This is a genomic window from Sorangium sp. So ce693, from assembly GCF_051521375.1.
Classification (GTDB): domain Bacteria; phylum Myxococcota_A; class Polyangia; order Polyangiales; family Polyangiaceae; genus Sorangium; species Sorangium atrum.
Genome location: NZ_CP150347.1, coordinates 3904976 through 3920345 on the forward strand (window position 1 = coordinate 3904976; position 15370 = coordinate 3920345).

12 protein-coding genes are annotated in these 15370 nt (G+C 70.7%); 9 read left to right on the forward strand and 3 right to left on the reverse strand.

From position 1 onward, the window contains the following. Positions 1-129 precede the first annotated feature (129 nt). The 8 genes from WMF14_RS14945 (at position 130) to WMF14_RS14980 (ending at position 11339) form a co-directional block, all read left to right on the forward strand. Positions 130-2202 (forward strand): hypothetical protein, encoded by a 2073-nt coding sequence (locus WMF14_RS14945; protein WP_437801600.1) that lies wholly within the window; start codon positions 130-132, stop codon positions 2200-2202. Continuing rightward, complete coding sequence (locus WMF14_RS14950; RefSeq protein WP_437801602.1) at positions 2199-2783, forward strand: hypothetical protein; 585 nt, start codon at positions 2199-2201, stop codon at positions 2781-2783. Before WMF14_RS14945 ends, WMF14_RS14950 begins: the two co-directional genes overlap by 4 nt. A 407-nt stretch (positions 2784-3190) precedes the next feature. Next, positions 3191-3568: a hypothetical protein gene (locus tag WMF14_RS14955; RefSeq protein WP_437801603.1), complete on the forward strand. Its 378-nt coding sequence runs from the start codon at positions 3191-3193 to the stop codon at positions 3566-3568. Between the two features lie 16 nt (positions 3569-3584). Next, positions 3585-6044 carry a SpoIIE family protein phosphatase gene (locus tag WMF14_RS14960; RefSeq protein WP_437801605.1) on the forward strand — a complete coding sequence of 820 codons (2460 nt, stop codon included), beginning with the start codon at positions 3585-3587 and terminating at the stop codon, positions 6042-6044. Between the two features lie 501 nt (positions 6045-6545). After that, positions 6546-8138, forward strand: coding sequence for a YifB family Mg chelatase-like AAA ATPase (locus tag WMF14_RS14965; RefSeq protein WP_437801607.1), 1593 nt, complete (start codon positions 6546-6548; stop codon positions 8136-8138). Between the two features lie 186 nt (positions 8139-8324). After that, a complete protein-coding gene (gene recA / locus WMF14_RS14970) occupies positions 8325-9359 on the forward strand; it encodes a recombinase RecA (RefSeq protein ID WP_437804213.1) in 1035 nt (344 codons plus the stop codon). A 185-nt stretch (positions 9360-9544) separates the two neighbouring features. Then, positions 9545-10024 carry a single-stranded DNA-binding protein gene (locus tag WMF14_RS14975; RefSeq protein WP_437801609.1) on the forward strand — a complete coding sequence of 160 codons (480 nt, stop codon included), beginning with the start codon at positions 9545-9547 and terminating at the stop codon, positions 10022-10024. A gap of 559 nt (positions 10025-10583) precedes the next feature. After that, positions 10584-11339: a hypothetical protein gene (locus WMF14_RS14980; RefSeq protein ID WP_437801611.1), complete on the forward strand. Its 756-nt coding sequence runs from the start codon at positions 10584-10586 to the stop codon at positions 11337-11339. An 88-nt stretch (positions 11340-11427) separates the two neighbouring features. On the opposite strand, the gene WMF14_RS14985 is transcribed toward WMF14_RS14980, so the two are convergent. Both WMF14_RS14985 and WMF14_RS14990 read right to left on the reverse strand, forming a co-directional pair. Continuing rightward, entirely contained in the window at positions 11428-12228 is an 801-nt protein-coding gene (locus WMF14_RS14985; RefSeq protein ID WP_437801613.1) for a hypothetical protein, read from the reverse strand. Between the two features lie 63 nt (positions 12229-12291). Then, positions 12292-12735, reverse strand: coding sequence for a ferritin-like domain-containing protein (locus WMF14_RS14990; protein ID WP_437801615.1), 444 nt, complete (start codon positions 12733-12735; stop codon positions 12292-12294). A 354-nt stretch (positions 12736-13089) separates the two neighbouring features. Between WMF14_RS14990 and WMF14_RS14995 the strand changes: the two genes are divergently transcribed. Continuing rightward, positions 13090-13329: a hypothetical protein gene (locus tag WMF14_RS14995; RefSeq protein ID WP_437801617.1), complete on the forward strand. Its 240-nt coding sequence runs from the start codon at positions 13090-13092 to the stop codon at positions 13327-13329. 225 nt (positions 13330-13554) lie between these two features. Here the strand turns inward: WMF14_RS14995 and WMF14_RS15000 are convergent, their stop codons facing one another. Next, entirely contained in the window at positions 13555-15321 is a 1767-nt protein-coding gene (locus WMF14_RS15000) for a metallophosphoesterase (RefSeq protein WP_437801619.1), read from the reverse strand. Between the last annotated feature and the right edge of the window lie 49 nt (positions 15322-15370).

A 15370-nucleotide genomic window follows, 5' to 3' on the forward strand; every position in this document is an offset into this window, starting at 1 on the left:
AGAAAAGGGGGGAGGGCTGTCGCAGGCGCCGCGACGCCTCCCGCGCAGCGGTGGCCGGCGCGCGGAGGATCGGGACCGACGGTGCCGAGGAATACGGACGCCAGGCGCCGTCGTTGGCACGGGCGACCGATGAAGCACCGACCATCAACCCTCCTCCTGGCCGCGCTCTTCGCCGCGGCCTGCTCGCGCCCTTCCAGGGAGACGCCGGCCGTAGAGCGCAGCGCTGAAGTCGCCGGGACGGCCGCGCCGGCTCCGCCAGCCTCTCCGCCGCCGCAGAAGCTCCAGGCCGTCACGCGGATCGGCGGCGCGCTCGTGCGCGCGCCGCAGGACGACGCGCTCTACCTGGCCGACGAGGACCACGCGGTCCTCCGGCGCATCCCGCTTCCCGTCGACGTGAGCACGCCGCCGGTCGAGATCGCCATGCCGGGGCGGCCGGCGCAGGTCCTCGCGCTCGCGGACCGGGTGCTCGTCACGATCCGCGATCCCGGGCTCCTCGTTATCTTGCGGCCCGATCCGGCGGCGGGGCTCGTGGAAGCGGCCCGCGTGCCCCTGCCGGCCGACGCCTGGGGGCTCGCGATCACGCCGGACGAGCGCACGGCGCTCGTCACGAGCGCGTGGGCGGGCAAGGTCTCTGCGGTGGACCTCGCGACCGCGACCGCGACGTGGTCCATCGATGTCCCGCGCGAGCCCCGCGGCGTCGTGATCCGCGAGGACGGCGCGGCCGCGTACGTCACGCACCTCACGTCCGCCGCGCTCACCCGGATCGCGCTGCGCGGCGCTCCCGAGGCCAGGCCGTTGGCCCTCCCGCCGTCGCCTTTCCGGGCTCCTCATGGCAAGTCGCTCTCCGCGTCGCTCGGCTACGCGGCCGCGCTCTCGCCGGACGGCCGCCGCCTCTTCGTCGCGCGCCACGCGCTGGGCGCGCTCGGCGAGCAGGCGTGGTTCGGCGCCTCGACGGTCGACGTCCTGATGACGAGCGACGAGGCGCCCCTCGCGCCGCGGCGCCGCCAGGGCGCGCCGCTCTGGCGGGCGAGCGCGCTCGACGACGCGGGGTTCGACGACGCGGAGCTGGAGCTCCCCAACACCTCGCTCGCCCCGTTCGTCCAGCCGCGCGCGCTCGTGTACCGGAAGAGCACCCGCACCCTGCTCATCGCCAGCGAGGGCACCGATGCCCTGGTGGAGCTCGACGCGCTCGCTGTCGATCCGGCGCTCCGGCCGCTCCGCACTTACGATCTCGGCCGCCATGCGGGGCCCGACGTCTACGTGGCGACCCTGTGCGGCGCGCCCAGCGGCGTCGCGCTGTCCGCGGACGAGTCCATGGCGTGGGTGGTTTGCCGCTCGACGGACGCCCTCGCGATCGTCCGCCTCGACGAGCACCGCGACGACGCGCCGTTCGAACCGAGCCCCGTGCCGTACATCGCGCTGGCCGACGCGCCGGTCCCGCAGCAGGCCGCCCTCGGCCGGAAGCTCTTCTACAACGCGGTCGACTGGGGCACGAGCGGCGGCCTCGGGTGCGCCGGCTGCCACCCGGACGGGCGCGACGACGGCCATGTGTGGCACGAGGCCCGCGTGATGGACGTCGGCGGTGAGAGCGTGAATTTCCTCGGATCCGCCGAGAACCAGCCGGCCGATGTGGAGCCGCGCGGCGGCGTGCCCCGGCAGACTCCCATGCTCGCGGGCCGCGTGTCGGCCGAGGGGCCCTATGGATGGAACGCCCAGAGCGAGAACCTGGCGGAGCGCCTCCGCGAGGGGTTCGGCCTTCACCGGTGGGGGCCCGGCGGTCTGGGCAACAGCGAGCTCGCCCTGAGGGCGCGCCACCTGGCCGCGTTCCTGCGCGCGGGCCTCGTGCCGCCGCCCAGGGAGGCGCGGAAGTTCACGCCGCAGGAGGAGCACGGTCGCGCCCTCTTCATGAGCGACACGGCGCAATGCGCTCGCTGCCACGTGCCCGCGACGGAGCACACCGACCGCATGGGCTACCCGATGCCCGGGCTCGCGGCGCGACCCGGGTTCGCGGAGGAGAAGGCGGGCCAGGTGTTCAAGACGCCCTCGCTGCGCTTCGTCGGCGGGACGGCGCCCTATTACCACGATGGATCCGCGAAGACGCTCGAAGAGCTCATCGACGCCAACCAGGACCGGATGGGTCGCACCAGCCACATGTCGAGGAATGACAAGGCGGCGCTCGCCGCCTTCTTGAGGACGTTATGAAGAAGAGAGCGGTGATCGGGATGGTCCTGCTCGGCGCGCTCGCGCCGGCGCAGGCCGCGGAGTCGGTGCTTGCCCAGGCGGGAGGCGCGGCGGCCGGGCCGCAGGCGGGGGCCGCGGGAGACCCGGCGGACGCGGGAGGAGGCGCGGAGGCGCCGCAAAAGCGCGCGCTCGAGGCGACGCCGCCGCCGCCCGAGCGGACGGCGCGGCCGGCAGCGGCCGAGTGGGACGCCGCGGAGCAGGTGTCGCTCGCGCGCGCCGCGAGGGGCGGCGCGTGCAAGGCGCGCCGGCAACGCGAGTGGCTGCGGATCGATTGCAGCGTTCCGTCGGTGGTCGCCGTGAGATCGCTCGGCGCCGGGGCCGGAGGCGAGTCTGTCTCGGTCGGTGAGCAGAGGCCCGACGAGGACGGCGCCTTTCCGTCGAGCATCTCGGTGATCTTCCCCGTCCGGATCGGCGACAGGAGGGTCATCGAGATCCTCTCGATCGAGGAAGGATACCGCTTCCAGACCGGGCTCTCGACGAGCGTCGTGATCTCCGAGCAATGGCTCGAAGGCGACGCCGGGCCGCTCGTCAGCGCGCTCTGAGCCCACGCCGGCGCGATCGTTGACGCGCCCACTTCCCCTGCCCTGAGAGGCGCCACGCGCCTGGACGACATCCACGCAAGTTCGGAGGCGTCCCACGCTCCAAGCCGGGAAACCGGGCTCGATCTGGCGCGCTCTGCATCGAGAGCCTGTTCGCGAAATGTTGCGGTGCTTACCGCACGGCGCCGTCGCATGTGCGCCGTCCACCTGCTCCCCGCGCGCACGCGTGGCGCGTGGCGCGTGGCGCGTGGCGCGATCGATCCACGCGGCTCGCGGGAAGGGATTGGATCCGGCGCGACTACGTCGTAGTGTGGAGAGCTCGCATCGACCATCGCACCGGCCGTCGGCTGCAGCATCCAGAGCAACGATCCGGCGGTCATCGCGCGCGCCGGTCGAGAGATGGAGAAGAGATGAGCTGCTTGAGCGTGGATCCTGTCGTCACCGACAGCTTCGGGATCGAGCCGGCCTTGAGGGACGACACCCTCAGCGTCAAGCTCACCGGCACGGGCGACATGGCGGCATCCTCGCCGCTCAGCAGGTACGTCAAGGCGCTGGAGGGCGAGGTGATGCGCCTCTCGGTGAGCACCGTCGAGTTCGACGTGCGCGGCCTGTGCTTCATGAGCTCGAGCTGCCTCAAGGCGTTCGTCGGCTTCATCTGCGGCCTGATGAGCCATGGTCTCAGATGCAGGATACGGTTCGTCACGGACGCGAAGCGGACATGGCAGCGTCGGAGCCTGAAGCCCCTGGATCGCATGTGCCCGGAGCTGGTCTCGATCGCGGACGCATGATCGAGAGCCCGAGGCCATGACGAGGAAGCGTCGGACGCTCGCATTTCTGATCGACAATGTCGTTGGCGACTACCAGTCCGAGCTGCGCGCCGGGATCGAGCGCGGCGCCGCGGCGCACGACGTCAACCTGCTGACGGCGTTCAGCGACCCGGCCATGGCTCGCCGGCCGGAGGTGGCGGACCGGGGCACCTTCTATCACCTCATCGGCCCTGAGACCGCCGACGGCGTCATCGTCGCCTCATCGACGCTCTCCCCTTACGGCGGCATGGAGGTCATGCGATCGTTCTGCCGGTCCTTCGCGCCGCTGCCGGTGTGCAGCATCGGGACCGCGATCGACGATGTGCCGAGCCTGATGGTCGACAACGCCCTCGGGAGCGAGATCTCGGTCGGGCACATGGCGGACGAGCACGGGTGCCGGCGCATCGCGTACATCGGCGGCCCGAGCAGCAGCGAGGAGGCCGCGCTGCGCGCCTGCGGGTACCGGAGGGCGCTCGCGGCGCGGGCGCTCCCTTGCGACGAGCGCCTCCTCGTGTTCGGTGGGTTCACGATCCCGACGGGGCGCGCGGCGATGCGCGAGCTCCTGGCTCGCGGGGTGGCGTTCGACGCCGTGGTGGCGGCCAACGACAGGATGGCGCTCGCGGCGATCGAGGTCCTCAAGGCCGAGGGACGCCGCATCCCGGAAGACGTCCTCGTGTGCGGGTTCGATGACGTCGGCATCGCGCGCTTCACGAAGCCGTCGTTGACGACGGTACGCCAGCCGATCGAGCGGCTCGGGGGGATGGCCGTGAGCACGGTCCTCCGCATGATCGACGGCGAGGCTGTCGAGGCGCTGCAGCTCGCGCGGGTCGAGCTCACGCAGCGCGAGTCCTGCGGCTGCGGGTACCGCGCGGGCGACACATTCCTTCAGCCGGTCCCCTCGGCGCGCGGCTTTCCGCGCCCCATCGCGGATCAGCGGGCGTCGCTGGAGCGCGCGCTCGCCAGCAGCGTGGCGATCCCGAGGGGCGCCCTCGACGGCTGGGCGGGCGACCTGCTCGCCGCGATGGAGGCGGAGCTCGCGGGCGACGAGGGGCGCTTCCTGCGCGCGCTCCAGGCGCTCCTCGACGGGGCGAGGCGCGAGGGCGTGCTCCTCGAGGAGTTCCAGGCGGTGATATCGCTCTTGCGCTCGCGGGTACAGGGGCCGTCCGTGGGCGGCGACGCGGCGCTGGAGCAGCTCTGGCACGCCGCGCGCATCCTGATCGGGAGCGAGTGCGTGCACGTCGAGGGGGAGCAGCGGCTGAACGTCGAGCTCGCCGCGATCGATGTCACCTACGGCGCGCGGGGCTTCTCCGCGTGCTTGAGCCTGCCCGTGCTCAAGGGGTTGCTGGCGTCGGAGCTGCCGAGGATGCGGTTCTCGGACGTCGCCGTGTCGCTGTACGACGACGCTCAGCACGCCACCATGAAGCCGCTGTTCGTGATGGAGGACGGCCACGAGGTGGAGGTGCCGGCCGTGAGCTTCCCGGCGCACCGCCTCGCGCCTCCGGGCTTCCTGGACGCCGACGAGCGCATCAGCAGGATCGTGCTTCCGGTTGCGTTCGGCGACGAGGAGCGGTTCGGCGTCGCGGTGCTCGACCACCGCGCCAGCGGGATGATGTACGAGGTGCTGCGCCTCCAGCTCGGCTCCGCCGTCAAGGCGGCGGCGCTGCACCGGCAGGTCGTCCGGGAGGTGGAGCTGCGCGAGCGGCTGGAGCAGGAGCGGGTCCGCCAGGAGAGCCAGGTCGCGGCGCGCATCCAGACGACGCTGGTGCCGAAGCAGCTCTCGATCGAGGGGCTCGACCTCTGCGCGGTCATGAAGCCGGCGGCCGAGGTCGGCGGCGATTACTACGATGTGATCCCGGCGAACGGGGGCGGGTGGCTGGGGATCGGCGACGTCGCGGGGCACGGGCTCGCGGCGGGCCTCATCATGCTGATGATCCAGAGCATGGTATCGGCGCTGACGTGCAACGATCCGGCCGCGAGCCCGGCGAAGGTCGTCACGGCGCTCAACAAGGCAATTTTCAAGAACGTCCGCGATCGTCTGGAGCGCGACGAGCACGCGACGCTCCTCTTGCTCCGGTACGAGCGCAACGGGCGCGTGACGTTCGCGGGCGCGCACGACGACCTGATCGTGTGCTCGGCGCGGACGCGGCGCTGCGCGTGCATTCCGAGCTCAGGCGTCTGGATCGGCGCGCTGCCCGAGATCGGCGCATTGACGCGGGATGCGGAGCTCTACCTTGGGGACGGGGACGTTCTCGTGCTCTACAGCGATGGCGTGACCGAGGCGCGGAACGCCCATCACGAGCAGTTCGGGCTGGAGCGGCTCTGCGCCGTCATCGAGGCTGTCCAGACCGAGCCTGTCGGCGTGATCCGCGACCGGATCCTCGAGGAGGTCGAGGGGTGGTGTCCGAGCCCGGACGACGACATCACGATCGTCGTGGCGAGGTATCGCGCGCCCGAGTAGCTGCGGCGGGGCGGGGCTCGCCCTGGCCGGGCGCGTTCCTCGTTGTGGACCCGTCGCGCCGATGAAACTCCTCGCTGCGTGGGGCACCGCCGGTGCTTCTGCTGGCGAGAGGGCGAAGGAGAAGGCCGTGCGCTGCTACGGCGAGCGCCCTGGTTTCTGGGGCCTTGCCGGCTTCTGTGCCCGCGGCCCGCGGTCCGGCGGCGGCGTCAGCTCGAAGCGCGTGCCGAGCGCGCCCTGAAGGTGCGCGACCCGCTTCGCCCAGGAGGCCACACGGCGGCTGGCCGTGATCACGAGGACCTCGCCCATCGCCTTCTCCTGATGGACAAGCACGCTGACCGCGAGCGGCCAGCTCCTCCGCTTGCGTCAGCGAGCGCCTCGATTCCGGCGACTCACCATGGCGGCCGCCACCTCCTCCGCCGTGTCCGCCACCCCTCCCGCGGCGAATTTCCCTGAGTTCACCGCCCTCTCCGCCTGGCACGCCTTTCGCGAAAGGGCTCTGGCATGCAGGCCACGGCGCTCACGTTCTCTCTGCTCGGGCTCGACGCGCACCCCATCCGGGTGGAGGTCGACTCGGGCCGCGGTCCGTCGTTCTTCCAGATGGTGGGCCTCGCCGAGGCGAGCGTCCGAGAGAGCCGCGTGCGCGTCCGTGCCGCGCTCCAGCAACTGGGCATCGAGCTCGACGAATACGTGATCACCGTGAACCTCGCCCCGGCAGACCTCAAGAAGAGCGGCGGCGCGTACGACCTCGCCATCGCGATCGCCGCGCTCGCGGCGCTCGGCAAGGTGCCCGCCGAGGGGCTCGACCGGATTGGCCTGCTCGGCGAGCTCTCGTTGAGCGGCGCGGTGCGCCCCGTGCGCGGCGTCCTGCCCGCGCTGCGCGGCGCGGCGGCGCAGGGGGTCGCGCGCGCGATCGTTCCCCAGGGCAACGCGCGCGAGGCGGCGAGCGTGGCTGGCATCGACGTCCTCATCGCGGAGCACCTCGGCCAGGTCGTCGCGCACCTCCGCGGCAACAGGCCACTTCCGGGCGCAGGGACCATGGCCGCCATCGACGCAGAGCCGGGCCCTGCAGCGGCGGATCTCGCCGAGGTCCGCGGCCAGCACGGGGCGCGCCGCGCCCTCGAGATCGCCGCTTCCGGGGGACATAACCTGATCATGATGGGTCCGCCTGGCAGCGGAAAGACCATGCTTGCTCGGCGCCTGCCGACGGTTCTGCCGCCGATGTCCTACGACGAAGCGCTCGATATCACCGCGATCCACTCCGTCGCCGGGCTGCTCTCCCCGGACAGGGGCCTCGTCGCGATTCGCCCGTTCCGCGCCCCGCATCATACCGTGAGCGCCGCGGGCCTCGTCGGCGGCGGGGATCCCATCCGCCCCGGCGAGGTCTCCCTGGCCCACCATGGGTGCCTGTTCCTCGACGAGCTGCTCGAGTTCCGCCGCGGCGTCCTCGAGGCGCTCCGCGAGCCGCTCGAAGAGGGCACGGTCGCCCTCTGCCGTGCCCGCGCCCGCGTCGTGTTCCCGGCGCGCCCGATCCTGGTGGCCGCCATCAACCCCTGTCCGTGCGGCTTCCATGGCGACCGCGGCAATCGCTGCGCCTGCTCCCTCGATCGCGTCCGCGCCTACCGTGCGCGGCTGAGCGGGCCGCTGCTCGATCGCATCGATCTTCACATCTCCTTGCCGCCCGTCGATGTCGCTCACCTGTGCGCGCCGCTCGTCGACGGCCGGTCGTCGCTCGAGGCGCCCGAGAGCTCCGCGGCGGTGCGGGCGCGGGTGGTCGAGGCCCGCGCCGCGCAGCGCGCGCGCTTCGAGGCGGGGGAGGTCGCGGCGACGCACAACGCCGAGCTCGGCCCGCGCGATCTCGCGCGCGTCGCGATGCCGGACGCCACCGGCGCGCGCGTGCTCGCGTCGGCCGTGGAGCGGCTCGGCCTCTCGGCGCGGGCGTACACCAAGGTGCTGCGGGTCGCCCGGACGCTCGCCGACATGGACAGGAGCTCTGCGGTGCGGGCAGCGCACGTGGCCGAGGCGATCGGCGCGCGGCTGTTCGACCGCGAGGCCGCCTCCGGGCCGGCGCCCGCCACCACCGCCGCGGGCGCCTGAGCTCGCACCGGCGCCAAGGACCACCGCGCCCGCAGCGATGCCGGCGCGATCGCGGCCGCCCCGACGGCCGCGCTGGATCGTCTGTCCGCGCGCTCGGGGGCGCGCACGCTCGACACGCAACAGCAACACGCAACAAGCAACAAGCAACAAGCAACGAACGCACGTCGAAAAGGAGAGACCGAGATGATGACCGAGATCGCTGAGAAGCTCCGCACCGTGAAGACCGTCGTCGGCACCATCGAGAAGCAGTTCGGGAAGGGAGCGATCATGTCATTGAACGGCGAGAACGAGACCCGGGACATCGGCCTGATCCGGACCGGATCGCTGTCGCTCGATGCGGCGCTGGGGATCGGGGGGTACCCGCGCGGGCGCATCGTGGAGATCTATGGCCCGGAGTCGTCGGGGAAGACCACGCTCACGCTGCACGCGATGCGGGAGGCTCAGCGCGCTGGCGGCGTGGCCGCGTTCATCGACGCCGAGCACGCGTTCGACGTCACGTACGCGCGCACGGTCGGCGTCGACATCGACAGGCTGCTCGTCTCGCAGCCGGACAACGGCGAGCAGGCGCTCGAGATCGTCGAGATGCTCGCGCGCTCGAGCGCCGTCGACGTGATCGTCGTCGACTCGGTGGCTGCGCTCACGCCCAAGGCCGAGATCGAGGGGGACATGGGCGATTCGCACATGGGCCTCCAGGCGCGGCTGATGAGCCAGGCGCTGCGGAAGCTCACGGGCATATGCCACCGCACCGACACCACGCTCATCTTCATCAACCAGCTCCGGCAGAAGATCGGCGTCGTGTTCGGCAATCCCGAGGTGACGACCGGCGGCAATGCGCTCAAGTTCTACGCGAGCGTGCGGCTCGACGTGCGCCGGGTGGGGCCGGTGAAGGTGAGCGACGAGGCCATTGGCAGCAGGACGCGCGTCAAGGTGGTCAAGAACAAGATGGCTCCTCCGTTCCGAGAAGCCGAGTTCGACATCCGGTGGGGAGCGGGCATCGACGGCGCGGCGGATCTCATCGACTTCGCCTGCCAGATCGGGGTCGTCGAGAAGAGCGGCGCGCACCTGTCGTTCGCGGGCGAGCACATCGGGCAGGGGAGGGAGCGCGCCCGCGAGGCGCTGCTGGGCAAGCCGACGCTCGCCACGTCGCTCCGCGCCGCCGTCGATGCGGCGGCGCCGGCGCGCGCCAACGGTAGCAACGGCAGCGCGGCGATGGATTCCTGATCTCGGGGCGGCCGGCGCGCCCGGCGGCTCGCCGCCGTCGGCGCGGCGGCACGCGCTGCGCAGCGGCGCAGCGCCTCGCGAGCGGCGCAGGGCGGTGGACGCCGGCGGATGGTGAGCGACGACAGAGACGACACGGACAAGAGAACGACGGCAGACGACAACACAGAAGCGAACTGGAGCATGTCATGAACGAAGGACTGAACAAGGTGATCCTCATGGGCAATCTCGGCGCGGATCCGGAGCTGCGCTACACGGGCAACGGCACCCCGGTGCTCCACATGCGCATGGCGACAAACGAGTCGTTCGTGGACAGGAACAAGGAGCCCAAGGAACGCACCGAGTGGCACAGCATCGTGTTCTGGGGGCCGCGCGCCGAGGCGCTGGCCAAGGTGCTGACGAAGGGGGACGGCGTGCTGATCGAGGGCGGGCTGCGCACGTCGAGCTACGAGAAGGACGGGATCAAGCGCTACCGCACCGAGGTGATCGCGCGGGATCTCCGCTTCGCGGGGCGGCGGGGCCTCATGGCGGAGCCCGCGCCGGGTCCGGATGACGACGGCGAGCCGACGCAGCCCGGGACGGGCGTGCCGACCACGGCGCGGCTCGGGAAGAACGGCGCGCGAGGGCGGCCCCCGGAGGCGCCTGCGCTGGATGATATGCCGTACTGAGGCGGTCCGTCCGGACGGGCGCGAAGGGCGAGGCGGCTTGTATCGAGCCGCCTCGCGGCGTTTACAGCATGCGTCGTCTCACCCGGTCGGCGACATTCCCCTTCTGCGGTCGCCATTGCGGCCCCATCGAGCCCCAGCGCTCGGTAATTGGCGTGTTGCTGGATTCCGCCGAGGCCAGTTTCCAGGGCGATGTGTCACGACGTCGCCCTCCGCGGACGCTGGCGCGCAGCGTCAGCCGCGCGATGCGCGCGATGCGTGCGATGCCCGCGATGCGCGCGATGACTGATTTCGATGACTCCAGGTCACCATCATGCGGTGGACAGTATCCGGCAGTGCCGTCTGAAGACCTCTCGTGTCCTACATGAGCACAGAAAAATGATTGAATGGATGGTGAATGTGATCGAAGTGTGTTGACGAATGCCGTGTGTTGGAAGTAAACACTGGATGCTAGGCTCGACGCGACCAGGTGCGATTCTCTGGCTGTACACGATCGACCTCCTCAACCGAATCTGCTCGGCCTGCGGAACTGCAACGTGGTAACCGTCAACCGAGGTACTTCATGCTCAGCAATGCGGCTCGCTTCCTGATGGTATCTGCTGCTGCTTCTTTCGTCGCGCTCGGCGCTGCCCCGGCCGATGCGTGCTCCCTGCTGTCCAGCGGAGCACTCGACTTTATCACGGCCGGTACGCCATCGGCGACCGGGGCTGTCTTCCTCACGAGCGTTCAGAAAGAGGAGTTCTGGTCCGACCCGGACCCGATCGTGGACGCGGTGAACGACGCGGCCAATATGTCCTACTACTGGGGTTCGACGAGCCCGAGCTCGGAGAAATACTATACCGAGTTCACCAAGCCCGGGGCCATCGTCTCGCTGATCTCGAACATCACCAGCGTCGCTGCGGGTGACGTGCTCGTCATCAACAAGACGGTGGCAGGCGGCGTACAGACCGCATACGGCGGGCACACCGTGATCGTCACGGGCCCGGCGCAGCAGCTCGCGACGGCTCTCAACCCGATCTACGCGGGCACGATCCAGTGGGCGCTGCCGATCGCCGACTCCACCAGCTCGGTCCACGGATGCAGCACCACCTGGCGTGACAGCCGGTGGACGAGCACGTGCAGCGACTTCGTTGCAGGTCCGGGGACGGGCTACCTGCGCATCTATACCAATACCTCGGGAGTCCCCGTGGGCCACACCTGGAGCGTCACCTCGGTTTCGGCCGGCAATTATTTCCCGATCACGAGCACGACTGTCCCGGCGCGGCCCTTCGTCATCGGCAGGCTGAACACCTGCCCGCTGCCCACGCCGGTCCCCTGAGCCGGCGCGCCCCCGGGCGCAGCGGTGAGTTCGCCGGGCGATCCTGAGGGCGTACACCCTCAGGATCGCCCTCTCCCCCCTCCGGCGTTTACGGCGTTCCGCCCTTCTCGGCCGCCGCGGGCACGCGGCAGAGCTGGGCGATGCCCTTTCCGCTCAGCTTCTCGCGCGTCAGCTCGAACTGCGGCACGTACATGCAGAAGCGGCCGCCCTTCTCGGTCGCGATGCTCGTTCGACGCGAGATCATCTCCTCGAGCTCCGAGCGGCTGACGGCCTTGTCCGTCTTCAGCGTGTCCGAAACCTTGAGATCGACCGCGTTCGGGCAGCTGACGCTGGCGGCTACGGTGAGGTTGGGCTTCACCTTCTCCTGACCCTCGCGATAGTCAGCACCTGGCCCCGCCTGGCCGCTCCCTTCAGCCCTGCCGGCCTGTGCGCCTGCGTTGTGCTGGCTGCCGCCTTGAGCGCCGCCGGCATGAGCCTGGGCCTGGCTGCCGTCGGTATGGCCCTGCTCTCCCGCGCCGCCCCGTCCCAGGTTGCCGCCGCCGGTCTGGCCGCCCGACGGCTGCTGCGACTTGCCTGCGGCGACGGGATCGATCCGACCGTTCACGGAGGCCGTGTAGGTGCACCCTTCCTCGACCGGGAACGAGATCTGCTCCTGGAGCTTTATCGCCTGTTTCTTCTGACCCTGCCCCTGCTGCTGCTGCCCGCGCTGTGCGCCGCTCGGGCTGGGCTTGTCGCCCTGATGCTGCGCACCGCCCTGCGCTGCTCCCGGCGTGCCCGATTCGCGTTGCTGCGGCGTGCTCGTGCCGCCCGTCTGAGCAGCTGCGAGCGCCGGCACGACCGCGAGCGCTCCCATGGCGAGCGCAAGTTGGATGGACCGATTCGATTTCATATTACCCCCAACCGTAGAATCTGCTTCCGATCGTACTCACCACCGCCGCGGGCCGACCGCCCACTAGGCGGCTCGTTCCCAGACCTTCCTTGACAGCGCGTCCTTGATCCACGCGAGGTGCCGCTGCTCATCGGCGTAGTTGCGCTCGATGATCGCGCGCGCCTCGGTCGTGAGCGACTCGTCCAGCGCGGCTTGGTACTGCCGGTTTGTGAGCTCCTCGTTGCCGCGCATGGCGAGGAGCGCGCTCTGGTCTCCCTGGCTCGTGATCGCCGTGAACCCTTCGATGAGCTTGCCCTTGAGGTCGCGGGTCTGTGCCGCGACGCCGCCGAGCGACGTCACATGCGCGGTCAGATCCACCACGTGGCGCGCGTGATCGTCCCTGAAGCTCGCGAGCCTCTCCTTGGTATGAGCGTGCTCGCACGCCTCGATGGCGTGGTCATAAGCGGCGATCGCGTCGCGATCGAGCTGGATGAGGTCGTTGAACACCTCGAAGACGTCTCTCGCCATGATGGACACTCCTTCCGGGATCGCGCTCCGCTCGGACCCCCCCCGCCCACCACCTGGGGCATTTGCGTGGGGGCGCAAGCCATGCGCACGTCGTCGCCGGAACTTGTGGTCGCCGTCGGCGCGCTCGGCTCGGTCGGCGCTCGCGCGGCCGCTGGCGGCCGCGTCGGGCGGCCCGGCATCCCGATCGGCCCGGCAACCTCGACCTGGCACGGACCGTGAAAGCGTTTGGAAGATGGAAGATGGAAGATGGGAGTTGGGAGACGGGAAACCCTACAGCTTTCGTGGACTGGCGCCGCCAGCGCAGGCGCCGCGGGGAGATGGGACGTGCCTATGAAATGCTCTCTTGGCTGCTCGATGCGCGCCGCGCTCGCGCTGCTTCTCGTCGCCTCCGCGGCCTGCGCCGAGGGGCTCGCGAACGCGCCCAGCATCAACCGCGAATGGACCCCGGACGACCGTGGGCAGGACGCCATCGCGAATGGCCCGCGCTCCTGCCCCAGGGAAGGCCCCGATCCGCTCTCACCCCCCGGTGAGCTGCGCGATATCTGTCCCAAGGTCGCTCCGCCGAGGCTGCCCAACGCCGCTGCGTTGCCCTGAGCGCAGCCGGTTCGCGCGAGCAAATCTCGCTGCGTCCTCTGGCCTCACGCTCGCGCGCGCAGGAGCTCGCGGCGAGCTCCGCACGCAGGGGGTCCTTCTGCGGTCGACCGCGTCTACAATCGACGACCCGGATGCGGCTGTGCCTGCCAGCGCAAAGGCAGAATGTCCCGGCTGAGGCGAACTGCCTCATGCAGAAGGGACGATCGCCCAGGCTCCGATGTGCCTCTAGGGCTCGGGCGCGCCAGCTCCCGCCGCGACGCCCGTTGCGGGGGGGCGACTCCGCCGCTCGCCCGCAGGGCACTCGTGGAGCCCGGCGCCCGCTGCGTCGACCGTGAGCTGGACGGTCCGGCGCTGCCGCGCGATCGGGATGGTGACGGGCTCCTCGATGAGCTCCGGCGCCAGCGCGCCGCGGGCGGGGATGAAGCGCGGCTCGCCGGGCTTGCGATCATCGGCCACCTTCCACGCGCGTGGCACCTTCCTCAGCCCGACCGGGTAGAGGGTGAGCCCCTCGCGGTGGACGTGAATCCGCAAGAAGTTCTTGTAGTCCTGGATCCGGAGCGCCGAGAACGCTTCGTTGCCGTGGCGCCGCGCGACGTTGAGCGAGATCAGGAGGTAGAGGCCCATGATCGTCGACCCGACCACGGCGCCGGTGGCGCCGACGAAGAGCGTCACGCCGAGGAGGCTCCACATGGACGGGCGGTCCTGGACGTCGACACCGAGCAGCGCGCCGCCGAGGTGCGCGAGCCCCAGCGCCGCCGCGAGGTGCGCGAGCGCGTGGAGCGAGCCCGCGAACCGGCGATACCAGGTCTTGTAGGTGTCCGTGAAGACGATGAACACGAGCACGACGACGAGGACCCACCCCACGGCCCCCGGCCCGGGACGGGGCAGCGTCAGGGAGGAGAGCATGTAGACGAAGGCGGCGGCAGGCCAGAAGCCGAGGTTGTGCCGAGCGAACGAGAGGTTGCGCCAGGCGAGCCGGCGCGACTCCGACTCTGACGGAAACGAGGCACGCAACATATAGGGGCGCTGGTCGGTGCCCGCGCCGGAGCGGACGACGGTGACCGGCTCGCCGTGGGTCGGGTGCAGGAACGCGCCGCCGCCGCCGGCGATGACGTTCTGCCGGCCATCCGCGGACTCGTGGCGGCGGTAGTGGTGCAGATCTCCGGCGATGCGCGCGACGATCTCGACCCCGGGCCGCGCGTCGGCGAGCTGCTTCTCGAAGAAGGCGAGGTTGCTCTGGAGCTCTGGGTTGTAGATGGCGCCTTTCACCCAGTCGGGCTCGGCGGTGCAGAGGATCACGCGGTCGCCGTCGCGCATGTCGTGCGTCGCCAGCTTGCAGAAATACTCGATCTGCGGCTGGTCGATGTCGGACTCGAGCTGGATGTCGACGCCGAGCAGCCAGAAGCCGTGGGGCAGCTTCAGCGCGAAGTAGCTCCGGGACTGGAACGTCTTCCAGGCGCCGAGCGTGCGCTTCTGGCCGAAGAGGCGCATGAAGCTCATCAGCCCGTCGTACCAGTCGTGGTTGCCTGGGATGGCGAACAGGTGCGGCGCCTCCGTCACATCGGCCTTCGGGAGCGCGGCCGCGTAGGGCTCGACGAGCCGCGTCCAGTACGCCTGACGCGTGGCCGAGGGGTACACCTGGTCGCCGCCCATGATGAGCACCTCTCCGCGCCTCGTCTCCCGGCCGCCGAGCGAGAGGACCGGCCGCGCGAGGAGGCTGGCGATCGCGTAGGTGGGGTTGAAGCCATCGCCCGTGTCCGCCACGTAATCGATCCAGAGCTCGTCGCGCATGACGCCGTTTCGGACGGCATAGTCGAAGGGCGGTTGCGGCCCCGCGATCGCCTCGAGGAGGCGGAAATCGTCGCGCGCGCCCATCAGGCGGGAGACGGTCATGTCGAGCGCGGAGCGGGCCAGCTGGAAGGGGCTGTACCAGCAGGTCATGAGGCTCCGCTGGAGCGCCGCGAGCTGCTCGCGATCCGGGCGATCGATCATCCGTCCCTCCGCTCAAGGGAGGTTATCACCGCCGGAGCGCCGCGTCGCC

Coding starts and splice junctions, on each gene's coding strand:
- WMF14_RS14955 (WP_437801603.1), top strand. CDS start 3,191: ATGAGCTGCTTGAGCGTGGATCCTGTCGTCACCGACAGCTTCGGGATC.
- WMF14_RS15000 (WP_437801619.1), bottom strand. CDS start 15,321: ATGATCGATCGCCCGGATCGCGAGCAGCTCGCGGCGCTCCAGCGGAGC.
- WMF14_RS14980 (WP_437801611.1), top strand. CDS start 10,584: ATGCTCAGCAATGCGGCTCGCTTCCTGATGGTATCTGCTGCTGCTTCT.
- WMF14_RS14945 (WP_437801600.1), top strand. CDS start 130: ATGAAGCACCGACCATCAACCCTCCTCCTGGCCGCGCTCTTCGCCGCG.
- WMF14_RS14950 (WP_437801602.1), top strand. CDS start 2,199: ATGAAGAAGAGAGCGGTGATCGGGATGGTCCTGCTCGGCGCGCTCGCG.
- WMF14_RS14985 (WP_437801613.1), bottom strand. CDS start 12,228: ATGAAATCGAATCGGTCCATCCAACTTGCGCTCGCCATGGGAGCGCTC.
- WMF14_RS14965 (WP_437801607.1), top strand. CDS start 6,546: ATGCAGGCCACGGCGCTCACGTTCTCTCTGCTCGGGCTCGACGCGCAC.
- WMF14_RS14975 (WP_437801609.1), top strand. CDS start 9,545: ATGAACGAAGGACTGAACAAGGTGATCCTCATGGGCAATCTCGGCGCG.
- WMF14_RS14990 (WP_437801615.1), bottom strand. CDS start 12,735: ATGGCGAGAGACGTCTTCGAGGTGTTCAACGACCTCATCCAGCTCGAT.
- recA (WP_437804213.1), top strand. CDS start 8,325: ATGACCGAGATCGCTGAGAAGCTCCGCACCGTGAAGACCGTCGTCGGC.
- WMF14_RS14960 (WP_437801605.1), top strand. CDS start 3,585: ATGACGAGGAAGCGTCGGACGCTCGCATTTCTGATCGACAATGTCGTT.
- WMF14_RS14995 (WP_437801617.1), top strand. CDS start 13,090: ATGCGCGCCGCGCTCGCGCTGCTTCTCGTCGCCTCCGCGGCCTGCGCC.